Genomic DNA, 17,128 nt, shown 5'->3' with positions numbered 1-17,128 from the left:
AACTCTCTGGTTCCAACCTCTTTCATTATTTCCAGGTCAATACAGCATTCAAACCATAATGATCACTGACTTGTGGACTATTTTGGCCATCGAAAACTACTTGTAAACTCTCTACTTCTAACTCTTTGGTCGTAAAGACGTAGTCGATTCGTAGTGGCTCAGTATTGCCTTTCCAGCCATCAATTTCTGGTGGAACGGTATAGCTACCACTTCTTTCTTTCGCAACTTCAAACGCGTCTTGTAATCCTAATGGGCTAGCTAAAATCGCTTGATAGCCTTCCTGACCAGCTGGATTATTAAAATCACCTGCTAAAATCAGAGGTTTGTTCAACTCTTTTAGTACAGCCTCAAATCGTGCCCATTCTTCTTGGAAACCTTTATCCCACCAAGAGAGATGAACGCTTGCAAGAGCAAGTTCCTTGCCTTCAACCTCTGTCTCAGCCAAGGCAACACGGCGAGTATGGTAATCCGTTGGATCATCTACATCTGATACTAAAATCTCACGCGCCTTAATAGGTGTTTTAGATAAGATGGCTACGCCTTCATGGTAGCGATCATAGCCAATATGATTGTAAGCCCAAGTCCAGTAGTAGTTTTTCCCTTTCTCAGCCAATTTTTCGACCAGGAGTCGGACATAGTGATCCTGATGAATGGGTTCTGCTGATGGTAAAGCTTGATAGTGAGTGTTAACCTCTCCCTCAGGCGAAGTCATTTCTTGATTGATCTCTTGGAAACAAATCAAATCATAGTCCTTATCAAGAATGTCTTGGAGTAAGATTTGGAATTTTTCCTCCGCTTCCTTCTCCATCCAACTGTGGGTATTGAGTGTTAGAAATTTCATGCTTTTCTCCTAAAACAAGAGGTTGGAAAACAGCTTCCAACCCCAAGTATATTACAATTCTACTTTAGCAACTGCTGTTTTAGCTGCAAGAGAACCTGTTTGTTCTAATTTAACTGATTTGAGGACATCACCATTTGTGAAGACAACCACTGTTGATGTTTTGCGTCCTGCTTCTCGAATAGCATCTAAGTCAGCAGTGACAAGAAGATCACCAGCAACCACTTTTTGTCCTTCAGAGACATGAACAGTAAATGGTTTTCCTTCAAGACTTACTGTATCCAAACCAATATGAACAAGCACTTCAAGACCTGAGTCAGTGACAAGACCAAGAGCGTGTTTTGTTGGGAAGATACTTGATACAGTACCAGTAACTGGAGATACAATGTTGCCATTTGCTGGCTCTACTGCAAATCCATCACCCATCATTTTTTGAGCAAAAACTGGATCTTCCACTTGTTCCAAGGCAACAACTTGACCGTCAGCTACTGAGTAAACATCCTCAGTTACACCTTTGAAATGGACAGTATTTTGTTGAGTTTCTGTCATTTGACTTGGAAGAGTTTCAGGAATTACTTCCCCTGAGTCAAGGATATCTTGGATATCAGATTTCAATACATCAGCTTTTGGTCCGTAGATAGCTTGGACACCTTGTCCTTTCATGACAAGCCCCATAGCCCCTTCTGCTTTCCATTGTTCCTCAGTACCAACGCGATCTGCGTCTTTAACAGTTACACGAAGACGAGTCATACATGCATCCACATCTACGATATTTGCACGACCACCAAGAAGGTTAATGATATTTACGGCTTGAGAAGCTGCTGCAACTTTTGGAGTTCCAGAAGCTGCTTCTTCTGATGCTCCTTCAGCTGTTTCGTAGTTTCCGTTACGTCCTGGAGTTGCGTAGTTGAATTTCTTAATCATGAAGTTGGCAATGAAGTACATGATAACCGCAAAGAGAACAGTTACCCAGATAAAGTTAACGATATCCATACCAATACCAGCATTAATTGCCAATGGTGTACGAGTCAAGAATTCAATTGAACCGAATGAGTGGACACGAAGGTGAACAATATCTGCCATAGCAAAGGCAGCACCTTGAACTACTGAATAAACAAGGTAAAGCGGTGTTGCGATGAACATGAACATATACTCGATAGGTTCAGTAACCCCTGTCAAGAATGTTGCAAGGGCTGTCGCAATCATCATACCCTTGTATTGGTGTTTCTTGTCAGCATCAACATTGCGGTAGATAGCAACGATGACACCCATCAAGATACCAAATGAACCGATCATTTGTCCAACTTTGAAACGAGCTGGAGTGACTGTTGTAAGAAGGTGTTGGTATTGGTCAGCATTTGAACCTTTAAGGTTAACAAGGTCAGTTACCCAAGCAAGCCAAAGTGGATCTTGACCAAATACTTGTGTTCCTTTTGCTGCACCAGTTAACACTTCGTATGTTCCACCAAGAGCTGTATAGTTCATTGGGATTGTCAACATGTGGTGAAGACCGAATGGCAAGAGCAAACGTTCCAAAGTACCATACAAGAATGGTGCAAGGACTGGAGCAGTTTCTTGTGAGTTGGCAATCCAAATACCAAAGTTGTTGATACCTGTTTGAACTACTGGCCAAAAGGCAGCAAGTAGAATTGCAGCAATAGTTGAACGAAGAATAACGACGAATGGTACGAAACGTTTACCATTGAAGAATGAAAGAGCATCAGGAAGTTTACGGAAGTTGTAGTATTTGTTATAAGCTGTTGCCCCAACAAAACCAGAGATAATCCCTACGAAAACCCCCATGTTAAGCGCTGGTGCCTCAAGAACGCTGATAAAGTAGTCAGCAACCTTGATTGAACCACCAAAGAAAGTAGTAACCATTGCTTCAGGGTTTTTCAACATATCACCTGTAACACCGAAGATAGTACCTGTGATACGGTTAATCAAGATAAAGGCAAGTCCGGCTGCAAATGCACCACCTGCACGTTCTTTTGCCCAGCTTCCCCCAATAGCAAGGGCAAACAAGATATGAAGGTTACCGATAACCCCCCAACCAATTTGCTCAAGGATTCCACCTGTAATCACTAGAGGAGCAAGGTTTGGGTCGATCATCACGATTGATTTACCGATTGAGATCATCAATCCCGCCGCTGGCATAACGGCGATAACCACCATTAAAGCCTTACCGAATTTTTGCCAAAATTCGAAAGACAAGACATTTTTGAATGTAGCTTTCATCATTCAAATCTCCTTTATTTTATTTAGGCAAACGTTTTACGAAAACGTTTGCATTTGGTTATGTATTAATTATACCACTTTTATTTTTTTTGTAAAGGCTTTTATAAAAAAATTGTCTATTTTTTTTAATTTTTAAAAAAGAAAAAGAGAAGTTTACGAAAACTTCTCTTTTAAATATGTATTATTTTTCTGATTTGTTCTGCAATTTGCATTTAAATCCAACTAGATCTTCAAGAATCGACGCATTGAAATCCCTGAACCAATTGAACCAATGAAAATTCCGATTATAAATAATAGGACTGTCATCAGAGGGATAAACACATCTGGCGTAATCATTGACAAGTTTTGACCTACCAAGGATTTATTGACTGATTGATAAACCATATTGTAAACAAAAAATACAAGGACTGAAGGAATCGCTGCACCAAGCAAGCCAATAAAAGCACCTTCTAGCAAGAATGGACCACGGATATAGCCATTTTTCGCTCCTACAAGACGCATGATCTGAATCTCACGACTACGTGAAATAATAGTGATACGAATGGTATTGGAAATGAGGAAGACTGCGATGAAAATCAAGAGCCCTGCAATAACCAATCCCCAAACACGGATAAAGGAAGCTAGTTCGAAAAGTCGTTGAGTGTTGGCTCCACCATCTTGAACTTCTGATACTCCCTCAATTTTCTTAGCTTCTTCAGCTACAGTTTTAACATCACTCGGAGAATTTGTATCGACGATATAGGCATCATAGAGAGGGTTGGCATCCCCTTCAAAGACCTTCCAATCGTCACCCATTGTTTCCGTTAGTTTTTCGTACTGTTCTTCTTTACTTGAGAAGGTAACACTCTTAACAGCAGGCATAGCTTTCAAAGCATCATATACCTTGTGGTAGTCATTATTGGTAACTGTCTGACCTTCTTTTTCAATCGTTTCACTGTTATCAGCTACATCCTTACGAATGTAAACCATGACCCGAACGTTGTTTTCAATGTCGGTAGCCAGTTTTGCTGTATTAAAAATTACAGATGCAAACAGGGCAACGAGTGTTAAGGTAATCATAACCGAACTCACTGCTGCTACTGTCATCCAGCCATTTCGTTTTAAACTTTTTAGTGATTCAAATAAATGGCGAAAAAATCTACTAATCATCGTATCCATATTCTCCTTTAGCTTCGTCACGAACGACACGGCCATTTTCAATGGCAATGACACGGTGGCGCAAGGTATTTACAATCTGGCTATTGTGAGTCGCCATCAAGACAGTAGTACCTTGGAGATTGATGCGTTCCAACAGATTCATAATTTCCCATGAATTATCTGGGTCCAAGTTTCCTGTTGGCTCATCGGCAATCAATACCTTAGGATTGTTGACAATCGCGCGCGCAATCGCAATCCGTTGCTGCTCTCCACCTGAGAGTTCATTAGGGAAAGAGCGAACCTTATGTTTCAAACCAACCAGGTCCAATACTTCCATAACACGTTTTTTGATGTTGCGACGGCTCTCACCGATTACTTCCATTGCATAGGCAATATTCTCATAAACGGTCTTCTTAGGCAAAAGTTTGTAATCCTGAAAGACTACCCCAACACTACGACGTAGAAGCGGGACATCTTTCTTCTTAATTTTAACTAAATTAAAGCCTGCAACTGTTAGGCTTCCTTTTTCGATCTTTACTTCTCGGTATAAAGCTCGAATAAAGGTTGACTTACCTGCCCCAGAAGGTCCTACGATATAGGCAAACTCTCCTGGTTCAATGGTAACAGATACACCACGCAGGGCAGTCGTTCCATTGTCATACTTTTTGACAACATCTCTCATTTCAATGATTGACATATGAGTTCCTTTCTATCTTAGCTGATTCGCCACTTGAGGTAGGCATCGATAAAACCATCAAGGTCTCCATCCATCACCTTATCTACCTGAGCAACTTCAAAGCTTGTACGGTGATCTTTTACCATAGTATAAGGCGTGAAAACATATGAACGGATTTGACTTCCCCAAGTGATTTCTTTTTTCTCACCTTTAAGAGAATCAACTTCCGCAGCTTTCTTTTCTTGCTCCATTTGATAGAGCTTAGCCTGCAACATCTTCATGGCACGATCTCTATTTCCATACTGGGTACGATCGACCGTTGATTGGACGACAGTTCCCGTAGGAATGTGTGTCAAACGCACACCTGTTGAAACCTTATTGACGTTTTGTCCACCAGCGCCACCTGAACGGAAGGTATCCATTTTGATATCATCTTCACGAATCTCCACTTCGATGGTATCATCCAACTCAGGCATAACCTCTACGGATGTAAATGAAGTATGGCGACGTTTGGCAGAGTCAAATGGCGAAATACGGACCAAACGGTGAACACCCATTTCTGATTTAAGTAGGCCGTATGCATTGGGTCCTTCAAAAGACAAGGTCACAGATTTGATACCTGCTTCATCACCAGCCTGGTAATCCAAGACTTCTACTTTAAAGCATTTGGCATTTCCATAACGAGTGTACATCCGGAGCAACATATCGCCCCAGTCCTGAGCCTCAGTACCACCAGATCCTGGATGGATTTCCAAAATAGCGTTATTATGGTCATAGGGTTCAGATAAAAGAAGGGTCATCTCGTAGCTGGTCATCATCTTATCCAGTTCTGTCAACTGTTCGACCAGTTCATCATGGACTGACTCGTCTTCTACTAAAAAGTCCAATAAAATCTCAACTTCATCCTGCAACTCTTCCATTTTACGGAAGGTGTTGTAGGTATTTTTTAATTCATTTAATTCTTGCGACGTTTTTTGGGCCGCGATATTATCGTTCCAAAAATCAGGCTCTGTCATCTTGTTTTCCAAGATGGCAATCTCTTCCTCTAAGCCTTCGAGGTCAAAGAGACCCCCTAAAAGAAGCTAATTTTTCACGATTTGCGTCAATTTTTTGACGAATTTCTGAAATGTCCATAGATACTCCTTTTCATATCGTTTTATTATACCATAATCTCTCATTTCTTTCCATATTTTGCTTTTCACCGCTTTTGATGACAAAAGAAAAGAGGCTCTAAAGCCTCTTGTTTAAAGGACTTTGGCAGAGGTATGAGTGATCTCCTCCACTTGAATTCCTTCTTTTTCAAACTTATCCTTTAATGCAGTCAAATCGATTTTTCCATCAATTTGAACTTCGATGACGACCTTGCCATCCTTACGTGGAATGTTTACAGTATGGGAAATATTTAAATCCTCTTCTACAATTAAAGCTACAATTTTCCCCAGTACTCCGACTTCATTTTCTGTAATGAAACGAACCCGAATCCCCTCTTCTCCGTATCCAGCGATTTCCAAGAAAGCCTGAAAAACATCGCGATCTGTAATGACACCGTAGACCTGATGATTGTCTACGACTGGTAATATCCCAATTTTATTTTTCAGCATCAGGTAGGTCGCATCTTCTAGACTAGCATAGCCAGAAACAGTCACGACATCTCGAATCATTACATCTTTTACTTTGGTTTTATTCAGAAGATAATTCATCTCATAGATAGAGAGACTGGTTGCTTTAGATGGGCTGGCTTCCGCAATGGTTCCTTCTGTTACCAATCCGACTAATTGATCGTTTTCGATAACAGGTAAACGGTGCAAACCTTGCTCGCGCATCAAATCCGCTGCATGTGCTACAGTCGTATCTGGACTGATATAAACTACCTTACGGGTCATGAAATCTTTAACTGCCATGAGACTTCTCCTTCTATATTGCTACTTTTATTATACACTTTCTTAGAAAATCTATCAAACGCTTTCATCTCTTTTTCAAGATTTTGAATAATCTGAGAAGTTTGCATAAAATGCCAGTGTAATTTAAAAGGGAACCGAAGTCCCCTCTATTCTTAAATCGTAACAGTGTCTCGATCTTTTATCATATAACGTTTCAGTGGGCTAAGACTAGCTAGCCAGTATAGTAGACCACCAAATAGCGCAGTAAATCCGCTACCAGTTGTGATTAAAAAGATTGGACTTTGAATTTGTGCAGTTACAGGGTTGTAGACAAAAAGTACCGCTACCAATAAGGAGATAAATACGCAAGACAAGCCAACTAAGTTAAATCCTTTAGTAAATTCGTAGGCGTCATGCCCTTCAAGGAAATAGGCTGAACGCAAGTCGAGTTTTCGTTTTCTTAAGATAAAATAGTCGACAACAATCATACCAATAATTGGCCCCTGAATATAGGCGGCTAGGGAGATGAAGGATCCGAAATACTCTTCTACTCCTCCCCAGATAGTGAGTAGACTCACGTAAACCATGGCAATCCAAACCATTAGTTTATAGCTTACTTTTGGCATCCCGCTTTTGACAATCATACAGTTCACATACGATCCTGTTCCCTGGGTTCCAATATTGGCAAAGGCCACTAGTAGTAGACTTAAGAGAGCAAAGGCTGGGGTGCTTAGAGTTGATAGCATGGTTGTTGGATCACTTTCATACACACCTGTTTTGACAAACATGGCTAGAGCCATGACTCCACCTGTAGCAACGAAGAATGGAGCCACAACTCCGTATGATAAGGCTGTAGCCCAATAACCACTGCGTTCTGTTTTTGCTAAACGCGGTAAAACCAATGCCTGTGTAGACCAAGAGAAAGCAAAGGCAACATTTCCTTCTCCAGAGAGCATGAAGCGTTCTAATGGCGTCAAATCTCCTTGAGTGGCTGGTTGGATATTCATAATATCCGTTATAGGAACGGCGACAAAGCAGATTCCAACGATAATCAGACCGACAATCAATAAGGCGATAACCAAGAAGCGATTGGTCCATTTAATCACTTCCGGGCCTCCAAGAGCAATGAGAGTTCCAAGCAGAACACAGAGGGTACCAAGAATAGGCGCCCATACTCCCTTGTCCAAACCAAGACCAAAATTATTTGCCAAATGGATCATGGAACTAGCAAAAAGATTGGCCGCAACAGCATACCATCCAAAGTTAGCCAAGCTAATAATGGTTGATAACAGGGCTACACCTCTTTTTCCTAGAACAGCTCTCAACCAAATCCACAAATCAATTCCATACTTAACCGCAAACAAAATAGGAAGACATTCAATAAAGACCCAGATAATGTTAAAGCTAAAAATATTTATCAACATTTGATTAAAGGTCAAATATTGAGCTACATAGGCTCCTTGGGTATAACACCAAGTAGCAATGGCAAAACCACTTGTCGATAGAAAGAGATCCCAGAAAGAATACTGACGATCCTTATTGGTCATGGGAACAATTCCGGTTATGGTTTCTTGTTGGATATAGTCATTCATTTTAGACATGTTATTGAATTCCTCCCGTCATTGCTAAGATAATCAAAACAAGGTTGATTAGGACTATGGAGATGATTAAAATGAAATCACTTTTTAGGAAGGGTTGAACAAACTCGTAGTTGGGCGACTCCATTTCTTCCAATCTTCTCTTTGTTTCAGTTGCTACTAATTCTTCAATTTCAGATGTCGTTTTCATCTTAGTTTTCCTCCAAATACAAATCAAGAGCTAGTTGTCCATATTGTTTGGTATAGCGATACCAGATGTAGAGAAATTCACCAACTGGTTTTCCGACACTCTCCTGGAACAAAGCCCACAAGAACCAATAATATGAGGTTACTGCTACATAAGCCAAGTAGTGACGTTTGGTTTTCCTATCTGGTACTTCCTGTAGATACAATTCCAGTACTTTTTCAGCATCCTCCACGGTATAATTGGAACACGCGATAAAGGTGCCCAAATCTCCTGCTGGCTCTCCCATTCCAGAATATTCCCAATCAATCAAGCTCATTTCGCCTGCTTCATTCAACAAGAAATTAGGACTATAGGAATCTCCATGACAAAGAACAACCTGTTTCGGATCGTTCTGTAAATAATTTTTGAGAAGTGAAACAGTTTCATCCAATTCCTCGAGGCCATCAAATTCAAATCGATTTCTAGCCTTCAATTTTTCTCTAAAATCATCAATTCCTTCAAATTGGTCAAAGGAATGTTCCGTTTTTTCTCCAGATTGGTGTAACCGTCTCAAGAGGTCCATTGCTTGTGCCACATCATCCCAATTATCATAATCCAGTTGCTTAGCATTGGGAATAAATTCTGAAATTTTCCAGCCCTCATCCTTGTTCATAGCTACGAAGGTACGGTCAATCTTTAATTTTGCAGCAATTTCCATTGAAGCTGCTTCACTAGCTCGGTCGATATAATTTTCTGTTCCCCTACCCGGATGACGGTAAACATATTTTTTCCCTAGACAGTCAAATGAAAATGATGTGTTGGTTAACCCATCTTTTAGAGGTTTGATATTGACAATATCTGAAGCCACACACTTTAATGTCTTACAGATATTATCAATAATGGCCGAATCTGCATTTACCAAATAACGTTCATCAAATTGACGGAGTTCATCTAGTGAATCAAATTCTTTAACAATATCCGCTGAATAGTGGCGGGCTTCTAAAAGGAGTTCCTTGACATGGCGACTATAGTAATCCTCCCAAAGCTGTTCCCGATAAGGTTCGTGTTTAAACTCGCTTTCTAAAATTTCCTTGAATTTCTCGCTAAATGCACGGTCGAAATAAACGTGCCCCACCATGGCCCAAGTATTTTCTCCACCAATTTGGATATCAATGATGGTGTGATTCGAATCCTCTATCGCACAATATTCGTCCGTTTGACCTTCTGCAAATATCGTCGAGTAATAACCACTATAAATATATTGCTCAAACGGATTTTCCACAAAATAATTATCCGATGAACAAATATAAGTGTTGGAAAGTTGATCTTTAACCAACATAAGAGATGAGCAGTTATTGTATTTGTAGTAATCATTATTCACTAAAATTTTTACACCAAACTTCTCTGCAAGATAGAACATTTTTTCTTGAAGATAGCCTACAATAACAGTTATATCTTCTATTCCTGCTTCTTGCAGCTGTCTGATTTCCCTCTCTATCAAGCGTTCCCCCTTGACTTGAAGCAATCCTTTTGGAATCTCATAAGACAAAGGAGCAAAACGACTACTCATGCCAGCAGCCATTATAATGGCATTTTTTACTCGATAGGGTTCTAAAACTTTCTGGCCTAGTTCAGTTAAGTGATGCTCCTCATCAAGCCACTTCTCTTCTTTCAGTTTTTTCAATAATGTGTTGATTGTTCCTAAAGATAGGTCTAACTCTTCAGCTAACTGTCGCTGAGTAAATGTCTTTTCTTTATGTATCAACATAAAACGCAAAAGTTTAAATTGTTTTTCTGTTAGCATTTCTAAGTCCTCCTGTTCAATTTTTTCTTACTCATATTATAATATGAACAAAAATGACTGTCAATTCAAATAGGGAAACAATGAGTAAAAATTAAGACCTTCTTCCCTTTCCTCAAAAAACATATAAATAAAAGAGCTCCTTATTCTGGAGCCCTGAAATATTTTATATTTTTGATAAGTAAGATAAGTAGTCGTATTAGGTGTCGCTTGGCTGCAATCCTTATCCTCCGACTAAAACAATCCACTGGATTGGATGATTACTTGCGCAATCCTTATCTGCCGACTAAAAAGGTCCCCGGGACCTTTTTAGCCACCTAGATATGCTTTTCTGACTTCATCTGATGCTGCGAGCTCTTTTCCTGTTCCTGATAGGACGATCTTGCCTGTTTCAAGTACATAACCTCGGTCAGAGATAGCAAGGGCCTTGTTAGCGTTCTGTTCAATTAGGAGAACCGTTGTTCCTTGCTTCTGAATATCTTGAATGATATCAAAAATTTCTTGGATAAAGATCGGGGCAAGTCCCATTGACGGCTCATCCAAGAGAAGGAGCTTAGGTGTAGACATGAGAGCGCGTCCCATAGCAAGCATCTGCTGTTCACCACCTGAAAGAGTTGCTGCATCTTGGTTTTTACGTTCTTCCAGACGAGGGAAACGTGAAAAGACTTTTTTCAAGTTAGCTTGATTTTCTTCACGATTTTTCTTTAAAAAGGCTCCCATTTCCAAGTTTTCCATAACAGTCAAGCCTGGAAAAACATGGCGTCCCTCAGGAACTTGTGAAAGACCACCTGCCACGATTTTTTGCGCTGGCAACTTTTGAATTTCTTTTCCCAAAAACTGAATTTTACCAGCACTTGGACGAACTAAACCTGAAAGGGTACGAAGAATGGTTGTTTTACCAGCACCATTGGCACCAATCAAGGAAACAACTTCACCTTCATTAACCTCGAAACTTACATCACGAACTGCTTGGATCATACCGTAATGCACAGAGAGGTTTTCAACTTTTAACATAGACATTAGGCTTCACCTCCTAGATAAGCTTCAATAACGCGTTTGTTGTTCTTGATCTCATCCGGAGTCCCATGAGCAATCAACCGACCATATTCAAGAACATAGATACGCTCAGTGACTTCCATAACCAAATTCATGTCATGTTCGATAAGCATGATGGTAATTTTAAATTCATCTTTGATACGACGGATCAATTCTGTCAATTCAGCTGTTTCTTGTGGATTCATACCAGCTGCAGGTTCGTCCAAAAAGAGGATCTTAGGTTCAGTTGCCAGAGCACGAACGATTTCTAATCGACGTTGTTGACCATAGGCCAGATTCTTGGCAAGAGTATCTGCGTCGCCATCCAAATCAAAAATCTTCAGTAAGTCCAATGCTTTGCTTTTTAATTCTTCCTCGTTCTTATAAAAAGCTGGTAGGCGTAGGAAGCTCGCAAGGACATGTTGTTTATGATGATTGCTAAAAGCAATCAAAACATTTTCCAAAACTGTCAAGTCCTTGAACAAACGAATATTTTGGAAAGTACGACTGAGACCAAGTGAGGCAATCTTATAGGGAGTTTTCCCATTTAGGAGGTGACCATCTAGTGTCACAGTACCTTCGCTTGGTTCATAAACACCGGTCAAGAGATTGAAAAGGGTTGTTTTACCAGCACCATTTGGTCCAATCAGACCAACCAATTCTCCCTCGTTCAATTCAAGAGTGACATCTCCAACAGCTGTTAGACCGCCAAAATGTTTGGTTAACTGTTTAACTTCAAGTAATGCCATTAGTTTTGTCCCTCCTTCTTCGATGTTTTAAAGAAACGTGATAGACTCAATTCCCATGTCCCAAGAAGTCCACCTGGTCTGAAAATCATCACCAATACAAGAGCCAAAGCGTAGATAATCATACGTACGCTTGCTACATCCTGAAGGAGCATATTTAAAATTCCTAAAACAATCGCTGAAACGATGGTACCAGTAATCGATCCAAGTCCACCAAATACAACGATAATCAACACGTTGATGGAATTAATAAAGGTGTAGTCTTTTGGTACAACAGATCCGATAAAACCAGCCTGAAGTGAACCAGCAATACTTGCTGTAATGGCTCCAAAGACAAAAGCGATAATCTTGATCTTTGTAGTGTTTACCCCAACAGACTCTGCAGCAATCTCATCCTCACGAACAGATAGAGTAGAGCGTCCAATTGGACTACGTAAGAAATTGAGAGTTGCAATAGTTGTGATCACCACAAAAAGATAAACCATTTGCCAGTTGGTAAAGTTTGGGATACCCAAGATACCAGCGGCACCGTTGGTCAAACTTCCACCATTAATGATAAAGATACGAATGATTTCTGAAACACCTAGTGTCGCAACAGCCAGGTAATCACCCTTCAAACGGAGTGTTGGAATCCCAACGAGCAAAGCGACTGCACCAGAAATCAAGGCACCCAAGACCATTGCTCCAAAGAAGGCACCATAGGTTGGTGATTTTGAACCAATAATCGCTGCTGCATAAGCCCCAATCGCCATAAAACCAGCATGACCGAGTGAGAATTGTCCTGAAAAACCAACGATTAAGTTCAAACCTACTGCAAGGATGATATTAATCCCAATTTGTTCTAAAATTTGGACATGGAATAGATTGAGAACACCAGCAGAAACCAGTACACTAATCAACCCATAACCCGCTAACAGAAGGAATAACCAGAGAATATTTACTTTAAGATTTGTCTTCATTGTTTACACCTTCTCTTTCACATTCTTACCAAGGATACCTGCAGGTCGAACAATCAGAATCAAAAGCAAGATTCCATATACGATAGCATCACGGAAATCAGACATACCGAAGGCAGTAGCAAATGTTTCCAACAAGCCAATCACAAATCCCCCTAGAGCTGCACCAGGAATAATCCCGATACCACCGAGTACGGCCGCAACGAATGATTTTAGACCTGGAGTCACACCCATCAAAGGTTCAAGAGAGTTGTAGTAAAGGGCAATAAGGACTCCTGCTGCACCAGCAAGGGCTGAACCCAAAGCAAAGGTAAAGCTGATTGTACGATTTACATTAATTCCCATCAATTGAGCTGCGTCACTATCAACTGATACCGCACGCATGGCTTTCCCCATTTTTGTTTTTTGGACGATCAATTGCAATAAAACCATCAAGAGGACAGAAACTGCTAAAATCATCAATTGAACATTTGTCAAGCTAATTGGTCCCAAGTCAAAGCGGACTGTTTCAATTGCTTGAGGGAAGGCACGAGTATTGGCACCTACTAGATAAACCATTCCGTATTCCAGTAGGAAAGACACTCCGATGGCAGTAATCAATACAGCAATACGTGTAGAATGTCGCAAAGGACGGTAGGCAAGAAACTCAATCACAACACCAAGTAACGCGGTCCCTGCCATTGAAATAATTAAAGCTAAAAAGAAATCCATTTGGAAAGAATTAATCAAAAAGTAACCAATAAAGGCACCCATCATGTAAATATCGCCATGGGCGAAGTTGATGAGTTTGATAATTCCATAAACCATGGTATAACCCAGAGCCAAAAGTGCATAAACACTACCCAGAATTAGACCATTCACAAGTTGTTGGAGCATAGCATTCACTCTTTTCTATCGTTATTTTTTAGAAAATTTCATTATTTTCACAAGTTCATAAACACCGAAACAGGGAGTGAGTCAAAGGCTCATTCCCCATTTCAAGTACTATTCTAATGTTATGGTTTTACAACTTCTGCTTCTTCAACTTTACCATTGTTCATGGTCATCATGTAAGCAGTTTTCACTGTATTGTGGTCAGCATCAAAGCTTGTTTGACCAGTTACACCATCAAAATCTTTGGTTTTAGCAAGGTTGTCCTTGATTTCACCTGAGTTTTTAGCACCTTTTGCAGCATTTGCTACTAGGTAAACTGAGTCATAGGCCAAAGCTGAGAATGTTGAAGGCTCTTCGTTGTATTTAGCGCGGTATGCTTCAAGGAAAGCTTTAGCTTTTGCAGAAACATCAACTGTGGTTGAGAATCCAGAGATGAAGTAAATGTTTGATGCTCTTTCAGCAGTTGCTTGTTGAACAAATTCTTCACCGTTAAATCCATCACCACCAATGATTGGCTTATCAATTCCCATACCACGAGCTTGGTTTACAATTTTACCAGCTTCTGTGTAGTAACCTGGAACTACGATAGCGTCAAACTCTTTGTCTTTCATTTTAGTAAGGGCTGCTTGGAAGTCAGTATCACCTGCTACGAATGTTTCATCTGCTACAATCTCACCCTTGTAGGCTTCGCGGAAAGATTTAGCAATACCTTTTGCATAGTCACTAGCATTGTCAGTATAAAGAACAACCTTCTTAGCATTCAATTTGTTTGTTACATAGTTAGAAATAATCTTCCCTTGGAAGCTATCTTGGAATGTTCCGATAAATAGGTAATCTTGACCTTTAGTCAAACCGTCTTGAGTAGCACTTGGTGAAATCAATGGCACTCCAGCTTTTGTAGCGTTAGCTACAGCTGCAGCAGTTGCACCAGATGTCGCAGGTCCTACAATAGCTGCTACTTTTGATTGGGTAACAAGGTTTGTTGTAACAGAAGCTGCTTCAGCAGTTTCTGACTTGTTGTCTTTGTCTACAACTTCGATTTGTTTTCCATCAATTCCACCTGCAGCGTTGATTTCGTCTACAGCAAGTTGGGCACCTTTTTGTTCAGCTGTACCATAAGCTGCCACAGCACCTGTCTCTTCAAAGTTAAAACCGATTTTAATTGTTTTTTCGTCTACTGGATTTCCAGTTGTGTTTGACGCTCCTGACTTGACCTCTCCACAGGCAGCAAGAAGAGCCACACTAGCAAGAGCCACAAAAGATAGGGCAAATTTTTTCTTCATTTTTAATCTCCTTATAGTTGTTTCAAAAATTGTATGTTAAGAATATACCGAATTATCAGAAAATTGTCAATGTATTTGTTTAACTTTTTAAATGATAACGTTTTCTTCAGTCCGATAGAGATTCCTAACGAAGGGAGTTTCTAGCTCTTGAATATGGCAACGTCTAATTTTCTTGATATATCTTTCCTTACCTAATCTCTCAACTAAGTCATCTAACTCCTCAGTTGGAACATAGAGCTGCAAGTAACGATGTTTTTTGGAATGGTAACAGATATCACCGTATTCCTGAAGTTTTTTTGCATCTCGATTATAGTAGAGATAGATGATTAATCCTGATCGATTTGTTTTTTCAAACATGAGGAAGCCTCTTTCTAAGAAATCTTATCCTATTATATCAAAAAAAGCAAACTCCGTCGAGTTTGCTTTCATGCATTATTAGTTCAAAGAATTGTTGGCCATGATTTCATCAATAAAGCCATATTCAAGTGTTTCTTGGGCACTCATCCAGTAATCACGTTCCGCATCTGCATGAATTTGCTCGACTGATTTACCAGAGTTATCTGCAAGGATTTGCTCCAATGTCTTACGAGTTTTAAGCAAGTGCTCTGCAGCGATTGCCATATCGGTTTGTTGGGTACCACCACCTGTACCACCCATTGGTTGGTGAATCATGTACTCTGCATTTGGAAGCATGAAACGTTTGCCTTTGGCGCCACTTGATGCAATAACAGTCCCCATGGATGCAGCCATCCCCATAACGATTGTTTGGACATCTGCCTTGATAAAGTTCATGGTATCAACGATTGCCAAACCAGCTGAAACAGAGCCCCCAGGTGTATTGACATAAAGGTAAATATCTTTTGTGCTGTCTTGGGCATCCAAGAAAAGTAATTGGGCGATAACGGAGTTGGCCATGTTGTCTTCAACTGGACCTGTTAGCATGATGATGCGGTCTTTCAGAAGACGAGAGTAAATATCATAGGAACGTTCTCCACGGCTTGTTTGTTCAATAACTACAGGAATCATTCATTTCTCCTTTTAATGTTGAATTTTCTTAGTCTTACGACTCAATACAGAACTATTATATCTTTTTGGTCAAAAAAGGTCAAATTTTTGCTCTATTCTCTAAACAGAAACAAAAACTCAACCTCCTTTCAAGTTAAAAACGAACTTCTAGTTTCACTATTTACTTTGGGATTTTATTTAGTACCGAACAAGCGGTCTCCAGCATCTCCAAGACCTGGAACGATATAACCGTGTTCGTTCAAGCGTTCATCCAAGGCTGCTGTAAAGATTTCTACATCTGGGTGTGCTTCTTGAAGAGCTTTCACTCCTTCTGGAGCAGCTACAAGGCAGACAAACTTGATGTTTGATGCCCCACGTTTTTTAAGAGAGTCAACAGCCAAGATAGCTGAACCACCTGTTGCCAACATTGGGTCCACTACAAAGATTTTACGTTGGTCAATGTCCTCAGGCAATTTCACCAAGTATTCAACTGGTTGAAGGGTTTCTTCATCACGGTACATACCAATGTGCCCAACTTTTGCTACTGGAACCAAGCTCAAGAGGCCATCGACCATTCCGATACCTGCACGCAATATTGGGACAATCGCCAATTTTTTCCCAGCCAATTGTTTTTGAACGGTCTTTGTGATAGGTGTTTCGATTTCAACATCTTCAAGTGGAAGATCACGAAGTACTTCATATCCCATCAACATTGCGATCTCATCTACTAGTTCACGGAAAGCTTTTGTGGAAGTGTCTGTACGACGCAAGATAGACAACTTGTGTTGAATGAGTGGATGATTAATGACTTCAATTTTTCCCATTTTCTGAGTTCCTTCTTTCAATTTATTCCTCTTATTATATCAAAAAACGGTTTAAAAAGCTTTCTAAACCAT

The 17,128-nt window shown here is 40.2% G+C and carries 17 protein-coding genes; all 17 read right to left on the bottom strand.

Going from position 1 to position 17,128, the window contains the following annotated elements; genetic code table 11:
- Positions 1-25: 25 nt before the first annotated feature.
- The 17 genes from B7723_RS09270 to upp all read right to left on the bottom strand — a co-directional run bounded on the left by B7723_RS09270 (position 26) and on the right by upp (position 17,056).
- The gene (locus B7723_RS09270) at positions 26-841 is read right to left on the bottom strand and encodes an endonuclease/exonuclease/phosphatase family protein (protein WP_084849431.1); all 816 of its coding nucleotides are present in this window, start codon (positions 839-841) and stop codon (positions 26-28) included.
- A gap of 51 nt (positions 842-892) precedes the next feature.
- Positions 893-3,079, bottom strand: coding sequence for a PTS transporter subunit IIBC (locus B7723_RS09265; RefSeq protein ID WP_084849432.1), 2,187 nt, complete (start codon positions 3,077-3,079; stop codon positions 893-895).
- A gap of 219 nt (positions 3,080-3,298) precedes the next feature.
- Positions 3,299-4,225, bottom strand: a complete 927-nt coding sequence (gene ftsX / locus B7723_RS09260; protein ID WP_000625556.1) for a permease-like cell division protein FtsX — start codon at positions 4,223-4,225, stop codon at positions 3,299-3,301.
- Positions 4,218-4,910: a cell division ATP-binding protein FtsE gene (gene ftsE, locus B7723_RS09255; protein WP_000022275.1), complete on the bottom strand. Its 693-nt coding sequence runs from the start codon at positions 4,908-4,910 to the stop codon at positions 4,218-4,220. Before ftsE ends, ftsX begins: the two co-directional genes overlap by 8 nt.
- A 17-nt stretch (positions 4,911-4,927) precedes the next feature.
- Positions 4,928-6,023, bottom strand: a protein-coding gene (gene prfB, locus B7723_RS09250; protein WP_142357994.1) for a peptide chain release factor 2 whose coding sequence is annotated in 2 segments (ribosomal slippage) — positions 4,928-5,950 and positions 5,952-6,023 — 1,095 coding nt in all. Because the reading frame shifts where the segments join, the coding sequence is not laid out codon by codon here.
- Positions 6,024-6,133: 110 nt separating this feature from the next.
- Positions 6,134-6,790: a CBS domain-containing protein gene (locus tag B7723_RS09240; RefSeq protein ID WP_000268643.1), complete on the bottom strand. Its 657-nt coding sequence runs from the start codon at positions 6,788-6,790 to the stop codon at positions 6,134-6,136.
- 152 nt (positions 6,791-6,942) lie between these two features.
- On the bottom strand, positions 6,943-8,370 hold the full coding sequence (locus B7723_RS09235; protein WP_049485407.1) for a cytosine permease: 1,428 nt from the start codon (positions 8,368-8,370) through the stop codon (positions 6,943-6,945).
- A gap of 1 nt (position 8,371) precedes the next feature.
- Positions 8,372-8,557: a hypothetical protein gene (locus tag B7723_RS09230; protein ID WP_000859104.1), complete on the bottom strand. Its 186-nt coding sequence runs from the start codon at positions 8,555-8,557 to the stop codon at positions 8,372-8,374.
- Between the two features lies 1 nt (position 8,558).
- Positions 8,559-10,337, bottom strand: coding sequence for a phosphotransferase (locus B7723_RS09225; RefSeq protein ID WP_084849434.1), 1,779 nt, complete (start codon positions 10,335-10,337; stop codon positions 8,559-8,561).
- 306 nt (positions 10,338-10,643) lie between these two features.
- On the bottom strand, positions 10,644-11,354 hold the full coding sequence (locus B7723_RS09220; protein WP_000062207.1) for an ABC transporter ATP-binding protein: 711 nt from the start codon (positions 11,352-11,354) through the stop codon (positions 10,644-10,646).
- Positions 11,354-12,118, bottom strand: a complete 765-nt coding sequence (locus tag B7723_RS09215; RefSeq protein ID WP_001186014.1) for an ABC transporter ATP-binding protein — start codon at positions 12,116-12,118, stop codon at positions 11,354-11,356. Before B7723_RS09215 ends, B7723_RS09220 begins: the two co-directional genes overlap by 1 nt.
- Entirely contained in the window at positions 12,118-13,074 is a 957-nt protein-coding gene (locus B7723_RS09210; protein WP_084849435.1) for a branched-chain amino acid ABC transporter permease, read from the bottom strand. Before B7723_RS09210 ends, B7723_RS09215 begins: the two co-directional genes overlap by 1 nt.
- A 3-nt stretch (positions 13,075-13,077) precedes the next feature.
- The gene (locus B7723_RS09205) at positions 13,078-13,947 is read right to left on the bottom strand and encodes a branched-chain amino acid ABC transporter permease (protein WP_000941413.1); all 870 of its coding nucleotides are present in this window, start codon (positions 13,945-13,947) and stop codon (positions 13,078-13,080) included.
- A gap of 119 nt (positions 13,948-14,066) precedes the next feature.
- Positions 14,067-15,227, bottom strand: coding sequence for an ABC transporter substrate-binding protein (locus B7723_RS09200; protein ID WP_000726128.1), 1,161 nt, complete (start codon positions 15,225-15,227; stop codon positions 14,067-14,069).
- Between the two features lie 87 nt (positions 15,228-15,314).
- Positions 15,315-15,584 (bottom strand): YlbG family protein, encoded by a 270-nt coding sequence (locus B7723_RS09195; RefSeq protein WP_084849436.1) that lies wholly within the window; start codon positions 15,582-15,584, stop codon positions 15,315-15,317.
- Between the two features lie 78 nt (positions 15,585-15,662).
- A complete protein-coding gene (gene clpP / locus B7723_RS09190) occupies positions 15,663-16,253 on the bottom strand; it encodes an ATP-dependent Clp protease proteolytic subunit ClpP (RefSeq protein WP_000613466.1) in 591 nt (196 codons plus the stop codon).
- Between the two features lie 173 nt (positions 16,254-16,426).
- Positions 16,427-17,056 carry a uracil phosphoribosyltransferase gene (gene upp / locus B7723_RS09185; RefSeq protein WP_084849537.1) on the bottom strand — a complete coding sequence of 210 codons (630 nt, stop codon included), beginning with the start codon at positions 17,054-17,056 and terminating at the stop codon, positions 16,427-16,429.
- Between the last annotated feature and the right edge of the window lie 72 nt (positions 17,057-17,128).

This window comes from Streptococcus oralis subsp. oralis (assembly GCF_002096435.1).
Taxonomy (GTDB): domain Bacteria; phylum Bacillota; class Bacilli; order Lactobacillales; family Streptococcaceae; genus Streptococcus; species Streptococcus oralis_AA.
The sequence above is the reverse complement of the archived record's forward strand: the minus strand, read 5'-3'. Positions and strand labels throughout refer to the sequence as shown.

Coding starts and splice junctions, on each gene's coding strand:
- B7723_RS09270 (WP_084849431.1), bottom strand. CDS start 841: ATGAAATTTCTAACACTCAATACCCACAGTTGGATGGAGAAGGAAGCG.
- B7723_RS09265 (WP_084849432.1), bottom strand. CDS start 3,079: ATGATGAAAGCTACATTCAAAAATGTCTTGTCTTTCGAATTTTGGCAA.
- ftsX (WP_000625556.1), bottom strand. CDS start 4,225: ATGATTAGTAGATTTTTTCGCCATTTATTTGAATCACTAAAAAGTTTA.
- ftsE (WP_000022275.1), bottom strand. CDS start 4,910: ATGTCAATCATTGAAATGAGAGATGTTGTCAAAAAGTATGACAATGGA.
- B7723_RS09240 (WP_000268643.1), bottom strand. CDS start 6,790: ATGGCAGTTAAAGATTTCATGACCCGTAAGGTAGTTTATATCAGTCCA.
- B7723_RS09235 (WP_049485407.1), bottom strand. CDS start 8,370: ATGTCTAAAATGAATGACTATATCCAACAAGAAACCATAACCGGAATT.
- B7723_RS09230 (WP_000859104.1), bottom strand. CDS start 8,557: ATGAAAACGACATCTGAAATTGAAGAATTAGTAGCAACTGAAACAAAG.
- B7723_RS09225 (WP_084849434.1), bottom strand. CDS start 10,337: ATGCTAACAGAAAAACAATTTAAACTTTTGCGTTTTATGTTGATACAT.
- B7723_RS09220 (WP_000062207.1), bottom strand. CDS start 11,354: ATGTCTATGTTAAAAGTTGAAAACCTCTCTGTGCATTACGGTATGATC.
- B7723_RS09215 (WP_001186014.1), bottom strand. CDS start 12,118: ATGGCATTACTTGAAGTTAAACAGTTAACCAAACATTTTGGCGGTCTA.
- B7723_RS09210 (WP_084849435.1), bottom strand. CDS start 13,074: ATGAAGACAAATCTTAAAGTAAATATTCTCTGGTTATTCCTTCTGTTA.
- B7723_RS09205 (WP_000941413.1), bottom strand. CDS start 13,947: ATGCTCCAACAACTTGTGAATGGTCTAATTCTGGGTAGTGTTTATGCA.
- B7723_RS09200 (WP_000726128.1), bottom strand. CDS start 15,227: ATGAAGAAAAAATTTGCCCTATCTTTTGTGGCTCTTGCTAGTGTGGCT.
- B7723_RS09195 (WP_084849436.1), bottom strand. CDS start 15,584: ATGTTTGAAAAAACAAATCGATCAGGATTAATCATCTATCTCTACTAT.
- clpP (WP_000613466.1), bottom strand. CDS start 16,253: ATGATTCCTGTAGTTATTGAACAAACAAGCCGTGGAGAACGTTCCTAT.
- upp (WP_084849537.1), bottom strand. CDS start 17,056: ATGGGAAAAATTGAAGTCATTAATCATCCACTCATTCAACACAAGTTG.